Origin of the sequence: Mesorhizobium sp. CA7 (assembly GCF_020165015.1) — a bacterium.
Taxonomy (GTDB): domain Bacteria; phylum Pseudomonadota; class Alphaproteobacteria; order Rhizobiales; family Rhizobiaceae; genus Mesorhizobium.
On the sequence record NZ_JAIUHH010000007.1, the window covers coordinates 51,046 to 64,373 of the forward strand.

Sequence of the window (13,328 nt, forward strand, 5' to 3'; positions counted from 1 at the left end):
GTAACCTTCCGTCCGGAATTGCTTGGAGTAAAAAGCGCTCAGCTTGACGGCGTGCGCACCGCTTCGGTCGCGTCGAGCGCCTGTATCAGCTTGGAATCGCGGCCATAGACGTCGTCGAAATACTCGACCTTGCCGGACATGTCCGGCCATGCGGTGAAATAGGCGACATAGACCGGAATGACGCGCGTGACATTCTCGGTCGAATGCCCGTGCTTCAGCTTCTCGGCGATATCGTCGACCGTGGTGCCCAGCACGGCGGCGGCCATGCCGCGCGGATCCTGTAGCCGCACGCAGCCATGGCTGAGCGCGCGCATGTCGCGCTCGAAGAACGACTTCTGCGGCGTGTCGTGCATGTAGATGGCATGCTTGTTGGGGAAGAGGATCTTCAACTCGCCCAGCGCATTGGCCTCGCTCGGCTGCTGACGCACGCTGAACGGAATGTTGGCGCCATAGGCACCCCAATCGACCGCCGCCGACGGGATGCGCTTGCCGCGCGAATCCGTCACCTCATAGCCGGCGCGGTCGAGATAGCCCGGATCGCCGCGCAGTCTTGGCAGCATCTCGTTGACGATGATCGACTGCGGCACGCCCCAATAAGGATGGAAGTCGACCTGCTTGATCTGGTTATAGAAGAAGGCGGTCTGGTTGGTGACCCGGCCGATGACCGCGCGGGTCTTCAGCTTCTCCTCGCCATTGTCGATATAGCTGGCGGTGAAGGCGGGCTGGTTGATGAAGACGCGCGGGCTGCCGAGATCAGACGGCATCCAGCGCAGTTCCTCGAGCGCGACCTTGACCTTCTCGACCTTGTCCGCCTTTGAGGCGCCGGCCAATGAAGCCACCGTGCGCGGGCCGATGACACCGTCGCCCTTCATGCCGGCGCGCTGCTGCACCGCCTTGATCACCGGCACCAGCTCGGGATCGTAGAGCTCGCTCTTGCCGAGCCTCGCGAGCACTTCGCCATAGCTGCCGCCCATCTCGTCATCGAGATTACGGGAAATAAGCGTCAGCAACTTTGGCAATTCCGGGCTGCTTTCGCCGGGTTTGAGCAGGAGCTTGGGATCGACGACGATCTCGTTTTCCTCGCTCGCCTCGAGCGCTTCCAGCTCGACGCGCAGCGCCTGGTATTCGGCATTCTGCGGATGGCGCGATTCGAGATAGGTGCGGACCTCCTGGGTATGCGCCAGCGTCTTCAACACGCCTTCAAGATCGAGCGGCTTGGCCGGAAAATCGTAATAGCCGGTCATCCGGTTGGGATCGACGCGACCGCTCTGGGCATCATGGGCATAGCGCAGCACGCGGGCCGACAGCGCCATCTCGAAGCGGACCAGTTCCTTGGTCCGCTCTTCCGGTGTGGCGGCGTAATTGGCGGCTGCCGGGACATCGACGGAGTAGTCGGCCGGCGTCAGGCCGTAACTCGCCGCCTCCCCCAGGACACGCACTGCATCCTGCGCCCGGCTGTTGGGGGTATTGTCGCTCACCCAGATGAAATCCGGATTGGCCGAATAATAGGCGATCAGCGCCTTGGCGATATCCGGCTCGGCAAACAGCTCATAGTCGCTCAAGCCTGCGACGGCATCACGGAAGCTATTGCTCGTCACCGACGGGACAAAGGCGGCGTCCTGAGGGGTCGCGGCCTGCGGTGCCGGCAGCAGCGATTTGAAATCGACCCGGACAAGCTTGTCGGCCCTGTAGGTGTTATAGGTCGGGCTGCTGATCCTGACGCCGCCACCATCCTCTCCGGCCGGCCGCACCTTGCGCGGCTTTGGCGGCGGCGGAAACTCGCCTTGCGGGCTGTGCCGGATGCCGCCGCCGAACAGCATGTCGAACAGCCCTTGCGCGCTTGCCGACTGCTGCCCGAGGGCAAGAGTCGCCGCGACCGCGATCGGCAGGACGGCTTTTTTGTTTCCGAGGATTTTCATGCTTCACCCGCACCGGTTGAAACCGGTTCCCGTTCCACGCCGCTGGACGGTCCCGCCCTCCGCAAGGCGGATGTATGACGTGACTATACCGATTCATACTGATTTCGTTAAGCTTCCATAAATTTTCGGAGCCGTGTTGCAGAACGGTTTCACATCCTTGTGAGACCTAAAACGAGCTGGCCGTTCCAAGTGTTCCGACACCCGGGACAATCAGGCGTGGCGTTGCCGATAGGCGAAAAAGTCACATAGGTACGCGGGCAGCGTTTCGAGTGGACTGTCGTCAAGCAGGAATCACCGGCGGATTCGACGGCCGCTCTGTGCGGCACGGCCAAGGCGTGACAAAGCGCGGTCTTTGTGATCGAAATTCCGGCGGCCTCGAGCCACGGCCTGGAGGATGTGCAGTGAAGAAGGGATATCGCCAGCTTCTCGACGAGGCGAATGCCGAGATCGAGGTCGTGTCGCCTGAGGAGGCAGCGGGGCTGCTGGAGGATGAGGACACGATCTTCGTCGATCTGCGCGACCCGCGCGAGGTCGAACGTGACGGCAAGATCCCCGGCGCCAAGCATGTGACGCGAGGCATGCTGGAATTCTGGATCGATCCCGAAAGCCCGTATCACAAGCCGTTCTTCGCCAGCGGCAAGACCTTCGTCTTCTTCTGCGCCGGAGGCTGGCGCTCGGCGCTTGCCACGAAGACGGCGCAGGACATGGGCCTGACGCAGGTCAAGCATATCCTCGGCGGCTATAGCGCCTGGAAAGCAGCCGGCCTGCCCGTAGAGCCGGGGCAGAAAAAGAAGGCGGACTGATGGGTTGATTAGTGCAGGGCCGTTTCCCGCTGCCCAGTCACAAAGCCGACCGCGCGCGCGACGACGTCCCTGTCGGTGAGGATACGCCGGTGGCCAAGCCCCTCGGCCCAATGCAGGTGGACATGCTCGCCGGCGCCCGCATAACGCTTCGCATGATCGGCATGGACTTCGCGATCGTCCGGCGCGTGGATGATCAGCGTCGGCACCGACGCCTCCGCAAGCTGGCGGTCGCCGGTGAATTCGCTGAGCGGACGCCCGGAAAGGTATCTCACCCTGTCCGCCATGGCGACGCGCGAGCGCGGCCCGACATTCATCATATCGCTGAAGTCGTCGAAGATTGCAGGCAGCGAGCTCGGCGCCGCAATCAGCACCAGCTTTTGCGCCGCAAGCGGCGGCATGCCCTTGACCGATGCGGCAACGGCATTGGCGGCAATCGCGCCGCCGAAGGAATGGCCGACGGCGGCGGCAAAGGGGCCGAACCATTCGCCGGCGACCCGCGCCGCGTCCACGGCAGTCACCATGTTGAGATGGCGGCCGAGCGAATGGCCATGCCCAGGCAGGTCGAGCGAAACAACCTTGTAGCCGGCGCCGCGAAACCCTTCGATAAGGGCGCGCATATATTCGGTGCGCGAGCGCCAGCCATGGATGACGAGCACCGTGCCGCGCGACTCCCTGCCCGGCTCCGGCCGGAATTCATGCACTGCGACGCAATCGGTCCTGGTTTTCAGCCTGTGATGGCGCGCCTCGGCCATGAAGGCTGAGGCACGCTCGACGGCTCGGCGTTCGCCGTCGCTCAAGGTCTTGATGTTTGGTGTGCGGCAAAACAATTCGAAGGCGGCACGGCCGCCGAGACGCGGCGCAACATGCTCGGCCGCGCCGAAAACGCCCCGGATGACCTTCATTCCAAATGATGCCATATTGGCAGTCCATCCATTCGTTCAAGCATGAACATAATAGTTCAAAGATGAACATTAAGCAAGAGCTACCCTGGGACAACCCTCGCTTTCGCAACTGGGTTGCGGTGGCGCGCGCCTGCCATGTGCTGGAGCGCACGCTGGCGGTTAAGCTCGGCCCGCTCGACCTTAAGCCGGCGCAGCTCGACGTGCTGATGAACCTCTACCGCCACCCCGGCATGTCGCAGCACGACCTTGCCCGCAAGCTGCTCGTCGGCCGCTCCAACATCACCATGCTGTTGCCGCAGCTCGAGGCCCGCGGGTTGCTGCGTCGCGAAGGCGACGAGAAGGACAAGCGGGTGCTGCGGCTGAACCTCACCGAGGCGGGCGAGGCTCTGCTGATGAAGGCCCTGAAGGTTCATATGGCGCTGATCGAGAAGGCGATGAGCCAGTCGACGCCGGAGCAGTGCGACATGATCGGCGAGCAGATGCGCAAGATCGCCGACGTGCTGAAGGAAGCCTGAGCGCGGCTTCCAATCACCACATCGTCTTCTTCGCTCTTTCCGGCCATTCCTCGTCGTACTTCTGGCCGTCGATGTTCTTACGGCTGGTGATCTCGAGAATCTGGCCGGGTGTCGGCAGCGACTTCGGGTCGATATGCCTGGCCGGGTTCCATAGTTCCGAGCGGACGATAGCGCGGGCGCATTGGAAATAGACCGTATCGACATCGATGACAGTGACCGAGCGGGCCGGCTTGCCGTCGACCGTGAAGGACGCGCAAAGCCCGGCATCGGTCGTGATGTGAGCGCGGCCGTTGACGCGCAGCGTGGTGCCCGAGCCCGGCACCAGAAAGAGCAGGCCGACGCGCGGATCGCGAATGATGTTCTTCAGCGAATCGGCGCGATTGTTGCCGCGCCTGTCGGGCATCATCAGAGTCTTGTCGTCGACAATGCGCACGAAGCCGGCGAGATCGCCGCGCGGCGAGCAGTCGAGGCCCTCGGGCCCGCTCGTCGCCAGCGCCACGAAGGGCGAGGCCTCGATGAAGGCGGCATATTCGGGAATCACATGGTCGAGTTCCTTGACGACCGAAGCCTCGCCCGGCAGGCCGTAGAGGACCTCGAGCTGTTCGACGGATGTGATGCGCGACACCTTTTTCGCCTCCTGACCTTTTGCCGGCGCTACTCCATGTCCATGACGTCTAGACGACAGCCGACATTGGATTGCCACGCGCCGGGCTAGCGATCCCGGCTCAGTCCCTTCTCGGCCAACTCGGTAAGATAGGCGTTCCAGCGCTCGTCCTTTTCGTGGCCAAGCGTATGCAGATAGTTCCAGGTGAAGATACCGGTGTCGTGGAAATCGTCGAAGGTGATGCGCACCGCATAATTGCCGACCGGCTCGATCTTGAGGATCGCGACATTGCGCTTGCCGGGCACCGTCACGCGCTGCTCCGGCGAATGGCCCTGCACCTCCGCCGACGGCGAAGCCACGCGCAAAAACTCCGCCGGCAATTCGAACGGTTGATGGCCCGGGAAGGTCACCGTCAGCAGCTTGCGGTCCTTCGAGACCCTGAGTTCCTTTGGGGCGGTCATGACTGTCCTGTCTGGAGCCGGATTATTTCAGGTTTGTTCGACCTGAAATCTGAATCCGTCTCTAAGTCAAAGAGATAGAGCATGATGTCGTCCGAAAAACCGCTTCACACTTTTCGGCATCATGCTCTGGGTAGCGCCCTTCCCTACGCCGCTTCGCGCAATCCGGAAAGACCGGTGCCAATGCATGTCGCCCGGAAGTGGGCAGCGGTTCTGAGACAAACGACATGCATCCGACCAAGACTTTCAGCCAGCCGACACGGGATGTCGGCCGGGGAATGTTACCAAAGATCAAGACCGTCTATCTTGAATGCGGCATTGGATCGTATCACATAGCTGTATATAACGGTGCCGCTCAGGCCATGGGAAACGTTTGCAAATGGACATGATCGACCCCTTCGGTCGCACCATCAGCTATCTGCGCGTGTCGGTCACCGACCGCTGCGATTTTCGCTGCACCTATTGCATGGCCGAGGACATGACCTTCTTGCCGAAGAAGGATCTGTTGTCGCTCGAGGAGCTTGACCGGCTCTGCACTGTTTTCATCGAGAAAGGCGTGAAGAAGCTCAGGCTGACGGGCGGCGAGCCGCTGGTTCGCAAGAACATCATGCATCTGGTGCGCCAGCTGTCGCGGCATCTCGAAAGCGGCGCTCTGGACGAATTGACGCTGACCACTAACGGCTCGCAGCTGTCGCGCTTCGCCGCCGAGCTCGCCGATTGCGGCGTCAAGCGCATCAACGTCTCGCTCGACACGCTCGATGCCGAGAAATTCCACCGGATCACGCGCTGGGGCAATCTCGGCAAGGTGATGGAGGGCATCGATGCCGCGCAGAAGGCCGGGTTGAAGATCAAGCTCAATGCGGTTGCACTGCGCGACTTCAACGACGCCGAAATCCCCGAGCTGATGCGCTGGGCGCATGGCCGCGGCATGGACCTCACCCTCATCGAGACGATGCCGATGGGCGAGATCGAGGCCGACCGCACCGACCAGTATCTGCCGCTGTCGCTGCTGCGCGCCGCGCTGGAGCGCCAGTTCACGCTCTCCGATATTCCTTACAAGACCGGCGGCCCGGCCCGCTATGTCCATGTCACGGAGACCGGCGGCCGGCTCGGCTTCATCACGCCGATGACGCATAATTTCTGCGAAAGCTGCAACCGCGTGCGGCTGACCTGCACCGGCACGCTCTATATGTGCCTTGGCCAGGAGGACGCCGCGGACCTCAGGGCGCCGTTGCGCGCCACCGAAGGCAACGAGCTGCTCGGCGAGGCGATCGACGAAGCCATCGGCCGCAAGCCCAAGGGCCATGATTTCGTCATCGACCGCCGCACCAGCCGCCCATCGGTATCTCGGCATATGAGCGTCACCGGCGGCTGATTTTTTCTGCGATTTGGTGCAGGATCACCTTCGGTCATCGACCAAAGGGCGGATCATGCAACGTTCGCAACGCATCGGTTGGTCGTCGGTAGCGGCGATCTTGTCCCTGTCGACAATCATGCCGGCGACCGCGATGGCCAAGCCCTTCACCTATGTGAATGCGCGGTTCGGCCAGTCCTGCACTTTTCCCGACGACATCTTCAACAAGCCGATGCCCGAGCCGGAAAATGGCGACGGACAGCAATGGCTTAGCGCCGACGGCGCCAGCCTGACCTGTTCCGGCATCTACAACATCGACAACGACACGCCGCAAGGTTTCGTCGTCCAGGAGAAAGCCAGCACCGAACCGGGTTACAAGATCACCTACAGCAAGACCGGCAAGAACTGGGCGGTGCTCTCCGGCACCAAGGACGGCAACATTTTTTACGAACGACGCCTGTTCGGAAAGGACGATGTCATTCGCACCGTCTGGATCGAATACCCTGCCGCGCTCAAGGCAAAATACGGCCCTTTGGCCGGCTCCATCGCCAAGACCCTGCGCGGCCCTTGAGGTCAGCCTGAGCCGCACTGAAAATAAAGCGCTGGCGTCGCCTTCCGGCCGATTTACCGCCGACCTTTTCCAGCCTAGCCTTCGCGCGCGATTATCGCTCTAGGGGGAGTGCACATGCGCACATTCATGCTTTCACTGGCAATGCTTGGGGTTGCTTCCGTATCGGCCGCGGCTCAGTCGATCGGCGGCACCTACACCGTCGCCGGCACCAATTTCGACGGCTCGAAATATGACGGCGAGGCAACCATCACGCTGACCAGCGACACGACCTGCACCATCCACTGGGAAACCGGCGGTTCGACCTCGGACGGCATCTGCATGCGTAACGACAATGCATTTTCCGCCGGCTACGCGATGGGCAAGGAGATCGGTCTCGTCGTCTACAAGATCGAGAAGGACGGCTCCCTGCACGGGCTGTGGACCATCGCCGGCCAGAACGGCAACGGCACCGAGGTGCTGACGCCGAAGTAAGCCTTCCAAAGCTCGGCAAATCGATCTCACGGGCCACGCAGAAATTCGTGGCCCATTTCTTTGCCGTTGCTGTTTTCCGGCTGCCTGCTAGACGGCTGAATTAAAATAGTCCGGAAACGCCCTTGCCTCTCTCGCCAAATCTGCGCGGCGCGCTGTTCATGATCGTGGCCATGGTCGGCTTCACCTTGAACGACGCGATCACCAAATTCTCGTCGGAATCGATGAACATGGCGCAGGTCATGCTGGTGCGGGGCGCCTTCGCGTCCTTGTTCGTCGGCCTGCTCGCCTGGCGGCGCGGCGCGCTTGCCAATCCGGCGGCCATGCTGCAGCCGATGGTGGCGACGCGCGTCGCGGGCGAAGCCGGCGCCACGGTATCGTTTCTGATCGCGCTTGGGCATTTGCCGATCGCCAACGTCTCGGCCGTGCTGCAGGCGCTCCCGCTGGCGGTGACCATGGGCGCGGCGCTGTTCTTCGGCGAAGGCGTCGGCTGGCGGCGCTGGCTTGCCATTGCCATCGGCTTCACCGGCGTGCTGATCATCGTGCGGCCGGGCTTCGAGGGCTTCAGCGTCTACTCGCTGCTGGCATTGACCAGCGTCGCCTGCTATGCGGTGCGCGATCTCGCCACCAAGCGGATCCCCGAGGCGATCCCGACCATGCTGGTGTCGACGGCGACCGCGCTTGCCATGACGGTGCTGGGCGCGCTGCTTTTGTCGCCGATGGGCGGCTGGACGCCGATGAGCGGCCGGGCGACCACGCTTCTGGCGCTGGCGGCTGTGCTGGTGCTCATCGGCTATCAGTTCATCATCATGGCGATGCGCTCGGGCGACATCTCCTTCATCGCGCCGTTCCGCTACACCGCGTTATTGTGGTCGATCCTGCTCGGCCTCGTCATTTTCGGTGATATCCCCGATGCGCCGATGACCGTCGGCGCCGCCATCATCATCGGCTCGGGCCTCTATGCCCTCTACCGCGAGCGCGTCGTCGGCCGGCAGCAACCTGCCGCCGAAAGCGCTGGACCCGACATGGCACCGGACGGCATATAGGCGCGATGGACCGAAGTGTTGCGGGGATCATTCTGGCCGGTGGCCAGTCGCGCCGGATGGGCGGCGGCGACAAGCCGCTCCTTTCATTGGGCAAAGCCAGGCTGATCGACCATGTCGCCACGCGACTAAGGCCGCAGGTAGCCACACTGGGACTCAACGCGAACGGCGATCCGGCGCGGTTTGCCGGCATGGACCTGCCGGTGATCCAAGATACGATGCCGGGTCATGCCGGCCCGCTCGCAGGCATTCTCACCGGCCTCGAATGGGCGGCAACGCAAACAGGCTGCCGGTGGCTGGTGAGCGCCGCCGGCGACACGCCGTTCTTTCCCTACAACCTCGTCGAGCGCCTGGTGGTGGCAGCGCTCGATCGGCCCGGCACGATCGCCGTCGCCAGCTCCGACGGCAGATGGCACCCGACCTTCGCGCTCTGGCCGCTCGGCCTGCGCGACGCCTTGCGCCATTTCCTGGTCGATGAGGACAACCGGCGGGTTTCTACCTTCATGGAGCGGCACGGCCATGTCGAGGTCGAGTTTCCCATGATCGAGGCTCGCGGCCAAAAGATCGATCCGTTCTTCAACATCAACACACCGGACGACCTTGCGGCGGCGGAGCGTCTGTTGCAAAGCCTCGGGCCATGAGACGCGTATTCGGCATCACCGGCTGGAAGAACTCCGGCAAGACGACCCTGACGGAAAAGCTGGTCACAGAGCTGGTGGCGCGCGGCTGGACGGTGTCGACGGTGAAGCACGCGCACCATGACTTCGACATCGACAAGCCGGGCGCCGACTCCTTCCGCCACCGCCAGGCGGGCGCGACGGAAGTCGCCATCGTCTCCGGCCGGCGCTGGGCGCTGATGCACGAATTGCGCGAGGAGAACGAGCCGACGCTGGACGACATTCTGGCGCGGCTGTCGCCCGCGGACATCGTGCTGGTCGAAGGCTACAAGCGCGAGGCGCATAAGAAGATCGAGGCAAGGCGGCTTGAAGCCAAGGATCGGACGCCGCTTTCGGCCAACGATCCCAACATTGTCGCGGTCGCCGCCGACTTCACGGTCGAAGGCGGAGACCTGCCGGTTTTCGACCTCGACGACACGAAATCGATAGCCGACTTCATCGAGCGCAGCACAGGTCTCGTGGCTCAGACCAACTAACGCAGCGGCACATCCTGATTGTCGTTTGCCGTTGATTTGCAGTTGCTTTTTTCTCGCAAAGAGTGGGAGTATCCGCCTCAGCGGGCGGTCAAGAAAGCACCGCCCACAAGAGCCGCACGGGACAGCGGCCATGACAATATGAGAGGATTATCATGCGTATTGCACTGCGTATCGCGCTCGCCGCTTCGGCCGCGCTGCTGACACTCGGCGTCGCCCAGGCTCAGGAAAAGACCCTGAGGATCGGCACCGAAGGCGCGTACCCGCCCTTCAATAACCTGACCTCGGACGGCCAGCTGGTCGGCTTCGACATCGATATCGCCAAGGCTCTCTGTGACGAGATGAAGGTGAAATGCACCTTCGTCGCGCAGGATTGGGACGGCATCATCCCCGCGCTCCAGGCCGGCAAGTTCGACGCCATCGTCGCCTCGATGTCGATCACGCCCGAGCGCCAGGAAAAGGTCGACTTCACCCACAAATACTACAACACCCCCTCGGCCATCGCCGTGCCGAAGGATTCACCACTCAAGGGCGTGACCAAGGAAGACCTCGCCGGCAAGACCATCGGCGTCGCCACCACCACCACGCACTACAACTATGCTTCGAAGACCTACACGGACAGCACCATCAAGGGCTATCCGAGCAGCCCCGAGGAACAGGCTGACCTCGCCAATGGCCGTCTCGATGCGATCGAGGACGACATCGTTGTGTTGCAGCAGTGGCTGGATTCGCCGGACGGCGCCTGCTGCAAGATCCTCGGCCAGCCCTCGCCGCAGCCGGTCGAAATCTTCGGACCGGGCGCCGGCATCGCCGTGCGCAAGGGCGAGACCGATCTGGTCAACAAGCTGAATGAAGCGATCGACACCATCCGAAAGAACGGAAAGTACAAGGAAATCAACGACAAATACTTCAAGTTCGACGTCTACGGCGCCGAGTCCTGATCGATAAGCCAAGGGCGGTGAGGCATGCCTCGCCGTCCTTAGATTCTTCCGGGATCGCCACGGAGACACGACCCGTCAATGCCGGCCCAAAGCATTTGGACACTTCTCAGCTGGGGACCGGAGGGCTGGAGTGACGACATTGCCTCTGGCGTTCTGGTCACCATCGCGCTGGCGCTCGCCACACTGCCGATCGGCCTGGTGATCGGCTTTTTCGTCGCCTTCGCCAAGCAGCATGAAGAGCCGTCGCTGCGCCTTGCCGGCAACATCTACACCACGGTCTTTCGCGGCCTGCCGGAACTGGTGACGCTGTTCCTGTTCTTCTTCGGCATGCCGCTTCTGCTGCAATATCTCGTCCGGCTGTTCAATCCGGAAGCAACTATCGACGTCAACAGCTTCGTCGCCGGCATGATCGTGCTGGCGCTGATCTTCTCCTCTTACGCCAGCGAGGTGTTCCTCTCCGCGTTCCGCGCCATTCCGAAAGGCCAATATGAGGGTGGCTACGCCATTGGCCTGTCGAAATGGCAGACAATGCGGCTGGTGATCCTACCGCAGCTGATACGCATCGCTTTTCCGGGTCTCGAAAATTGTTGGCTGAGCCTGCTCAAGGACACCTCGCTGGTTTCGGTCGTCAATCTCGCGGAGACCCTGCGCCAGTCCGGCGTGGCGGCGCGCGTCACCAAGCATTCCTTCCTCTTTTACAGCATCGCGGCGCTGATCTTCCTGGCGCTGGCCGTCCTGTCGTCGATCGCCACGAGCTATATCCTGCGCTATCTCGGACGGAGGGAAGCGCGATGAGCGTCAGCCAGGCTATCGCCATCGACAAGCCGCCGCCGCCAGCGCGCGGCTGGCCGCGGGTCCGCATCCTCGGCTACGCGCTGGTCGGCATCTGGAGCCTTTTTGGCCTCGGCATCGTCGCCTACCTTGGCTATGCTTGGAACGCTGAATTCTTCGCCCGATATGCTCCCGCCTATCTGCAGGGCTTAGGAACCACCCTGTCGCTGGTGAGCATTTCGATGGTCCTTGGCGCCATCCTGTCGCTTCCGGTCGCCTATGGCCGCATGTCGAAGAACCCGTTCCTGTCCGGGCTCGCCTATTGCTACGTCTATTTCTTCCGCGGCACGCCGCTGCTCGTGCAGACCTACCTGGTCTATTACGGCATCGGCTCGTTCCGCCCTGAGCTTGAGACGGTGGGATTGTGGTGGTTCTTCCGCGAGGCCTTCTATTGCGGCGTCTTTGCCTTCTCGCTCAACACCGCCGCCTACCAGGCGGAAATCCTGCGCGGCGCCATCGAAAGCGTGCCACGCGGCCAATGGGAAGGTGCCGCTTCGCTTGGCCTGCACAAATTGCAGACACTGCGCAAAGTCGTCCTGCCGCAGGCGATCATCGTCGCACTCCGGCCCTACGGCAATGAGCTCATCCTGATGATCAAGGCTTCCGCGATCGTCGCCATCATCACCGTCTACGACCTGATGGGCAACGCCAAGCTCGCCTACGCGAAATCCTTCGACATTCAGGCCTATATCTGGGTGGCGATCGTCTATCTGGTGATGGTCGAAATCCTGCGCCACGGCGTCGAGTGGATCGAGCGGCGCATCACCGTCCATCTGCATCGATAGACTGCTACCCCGGCCGCCTGCACCAGTCGATGCGGCGCTGCGTGCCTTGACGAATTTTTCGCATGGCCTAGACCTTCCGCCACTGGAAACTGTGTTTTGTTGGAAGGCAGGTCTATGGCATCGGTTGCATTTCTCGGTCTTGGCGTCATGGGCTATCCGATGGCCGGGCACCTCAGGAACAAGGGCGGCCATGACGTCACCGTCTACAACCGCACCAAGGCAAGGGCCGAGCAGTGGGTGGCCGAGCATGGCGGCAAACTGGCGCTGACGCCGGCCGATGCGGCCGCGGGCAAGGACTTCGTCTTTTCCTGCGTCGGCAATGACGATGATCTGCGCTCGGTCACCACAGGTGCGAACGGCGCCTTCGCCGCCATGAAGAAGGGCGCCGTCTTCATCGACAACACCACCGCGTCGGCCGAGGTCGCGCGCGAGCTTGACGATGCCGCGCGCAAGGCGGGCTTCTCCTTCCTCGACGCGCCGGTGTCAGGCGGCCAGGCCGGCGCCGAGAACGGCGTGCTGACCGTCATGGTCGGCGGCGATGAGACCGCCTTCGACAAGGCCAGGCCCGTCATCGACGCCTACGCCCGCATGGTCGGCCTGATGGGATCGGCTGGCGCAGGCCAGCTGACCAAGATGATCAACCAGATCGCCATTGCGGGCCTCGTCCAGGGTCTGGCCGAGGGCATCCATTTCGGCAAGAAAGCTGGCCTCGACATCGAGAAGGTCATCGAGGTGATCTCCAAGGGTGCTGCCGGCTCCTGGCAGATGGAAAACCGCCACAAGACAATGAATGCCGGCAAATACGATTTCGGCTTCGCCGTCGATTGGATGCGCAAGGATCTCGGCATCTGCCTGGCGGAGGCCAATCGCAACGGCGCCAAGCTGCCGGTGACGGCATTGGTCGACCAGTTCTACAAGGATGTGCAGGACATGGGCGGCAAGCGCTGGGACACGTCCTCGCTGCTGGCGCGCCTGGAAAGATAG

At 62.5% G+C, this 13,328-nt stretch carries 16 protein-coding genes; 12 read left to right on the forward strand and 4 right to left on the reverse strand.

Features of this window, described 5'->3' with window-relative positions; translation table 11 throughout:
- Positions 1-38: 38 nt before the first annotated feature.
- A complete protein-coding gene (locus tag LB552_RS15340) occupies positions 39-1,919 on the reverse strand; it encodes a murein L,D-transpeptidase (protein WP_224607828.1) in 1,881 nt (626 codons plus the stop codon).
- Positions 1,920-2,320: 401 nt separating this feature from the next.
- Here LB552_RS15340 and LB552_RS15345 point away from each other — a divergent pair, with 401 nt between their 5' ends.
- Positions 2,321-2,722: a rhodanese-like domain-containing protein gene (locus tag LB552_RS15345; RefSeq protein ID WP_224607831.1), complete on the forward strand. Its 402-nt coding sequence runs from the start codon at positions 2,321-2,323 to the stop codon at positions 2,720-2,722.
- A gap of 8 nt (positions 2,723-2,730) precedes the next feature.
- On the opposite strand, the gene LB552_RS15350 is transcribed toward LB552_RS15345, so the two are convergent.
- Complete coding sequence (locus LB552_RS15350; RefSeq protein ID WP_224607834.1) at positions 2,731-3,639, reverse strand: alpha/beta hydrolase; 909 nt, start codon at positions 3,637-3,639, stop codon at positions 2,731-2,733.
- A 47-nt stretch (positions 3,640-3,686) separates the two neighbouring features.
- Between LB552_RS15350 and LB552_RS15355 the strand changes: the two genes are divergently transcribed.
- Positions 3,687-4,139, forward strand: coding sequence for a MarR family winged helix-turn-helix transcriptional regulator (locus tag LB552_RS15355; protein WP_095765406.1), 453 nt, complete (start codon positions 3,687-3,689; stop codon positions 4,137-4,139).
- A 13-nt stretch (positions 4,140-4,152) separates the two neighbouring features.
- On the opposite strand, the gene LB552_RS15360 is transcribed toward LB552_RS15355, so the two are convergent.
- Both LB552_RS15360 and LB552_RS15365 read right to left on the reverse strand, forming a co-directional pair.
- The gene (locus LB552_RS15360; protein ID WP_224532253.1) at positions 4,153-4,764 is read right to left on the reverse strand and encodes a pyridoxamine 5'-phosphate oxidase family protein; all 612 of its coding nucleotides are present in this window, start codon (positions 4,762-4,764) and stop codon (positions 4,153-4,155) included.
- Positions 4,765-4,850: 86 nt separating this feature from the next.
- Entirely contained in the window at positions 4,851-5,204 is a 354-nt protein-coding gene (locus tag LB552_RS15365; RefSeq protein ID WP_095765404.1) for a gamma-butyrobetaine hydroxylase-like domain-containing protein, read from the reverse strand.
- A 376-nt stretch (positions 5,205-5,580) separates the two neighbouring features.
- Here LB552_RS15365 and moaA point away from each other — a divergent pair, with 376 nt between their 5' ends.
- From moaA to LB552_RS15415, 10 genes are all read left to right on the forward strand, one after another.
- On the forward strand, positions 5,581-6,576 hold the full coding sequence (moaA, locus tag LB552_RS15370) for a GTP 3',8-cyclase MoaA (protein ID WP_224607837.1): 996 nt from the start codon (positions 5,581-5,583) through the stop codon (positions 6,574-6,576).
- Between the two features lie 55 nt (positions 6,577-6,631).
- Positions 6,632-7,126 (forward strand): hypothetical protein, encoded by a 495-nt coding sequence (locus LB552_RS15375; RefSeq protein WP_224607840.1) that lies wholly within the window; start codon positions 6,632-6,634, stop codon positions 7,124-7,126.
- Positions 7,127-7,240: 114 nt separating this feature from the next.
- The gene (locus LB552_RS15380) at positions 7,241-7,597 is read left to right on the forward strand and encodes a hypothetical protein (protein WP_140628062.1); all 357 of its coding nucleotides are present in this window, start codon (positions 7,241-7,243) and stop codon (positions 7,595-7,597) included.
- A gap of 122 nt (positions 7,598-7,719) precedes the next feature.
- Positions 7,720-8,640 (forward strand): DMT family transporter, encoded by a 921-nt coding sequence (locus LB552_RS15385; RefSeq protein ID WP_224607843.1) that lies wholly within the window; start codon positions 7,720-7,722, stop codon positions 8,638-8,640.
- Between the two features lie 5 nt (positions 8,641-8,645).
- A complete protein-coding gene (gene mobA / locus LB552_RS15390) occupies positions 8,646-9,278 on the forward strand; it encodes a molybdenum cofactor guanylyltransferase MobA (protein WP_224607846.1) in 633 nt (210 codons plus the stop codon).
- A complete protein-coding gene (mobB, locus tag LB552_RS15395; RefSeq protein ID WP_224607849.1) occupies positions 9,275-9,790 on the forward strand; it encodes a molybdopterin-guanine dinucleotide biosynthesis protein B in 516 nt (171 codons plus the stop codon). The genes mobA and mobB overlap by 4 nt, the downstream gene beginning before the upstream one ends.
- Positions 9,791-9,942: 152 nt before the next feature.
- Positions 9,943-10,728 (forward strand): ABC transporter substrate-binding protein, encoded by a 786-nt coding sequence (locus LB552_RS15400; RefSeq protein ID WP_095765397.1) that lies wholly within the window; start codon positions 9,943-9,945, stop codon positions 10,726-10,728.
- A 78-nt stretch (positions 10,729-10,806) separates the two neighbouring features.
- Positions 10,807-11,523 (forward strand): ABC transporter permease, encoded by a 717-nt coding sequence (locus LB552_RS15405; protein WP_224607852.1) that lies wholly within the window; start codon positions 10,807-10,809, stop codon positions 11,521-11,523.
- Positions 11,520-12,344 carry an ABC transporter permease gene (locus LB552_RS15410; RefSeq protein ID WP_224607855.1) on the forward strand — a complete coding sequence of 275 codons (825 nt, stop codon included), beginning with the start codon at positions 11,520-11,522 and terminating at the stop codon, positions 12,342-12,344. The genes LB552_RS15405 and LB552_RS15410 overlap by 4 nt, the downstream gene beginning before the upstream one ends.
- 114 nt (positions 12,345-12,458) lie before the next feature.
- Positions 12,459-13,328: an NAD(P)-dependent oxidoreductase gene (locus LB552_RS15415; protein ID WP_224607858.1), complete on the forward strand. Its 870-nt coding sequence runs from the start codon at positions 12,459-12,461 to the stop codon at positions 13,326-13,328.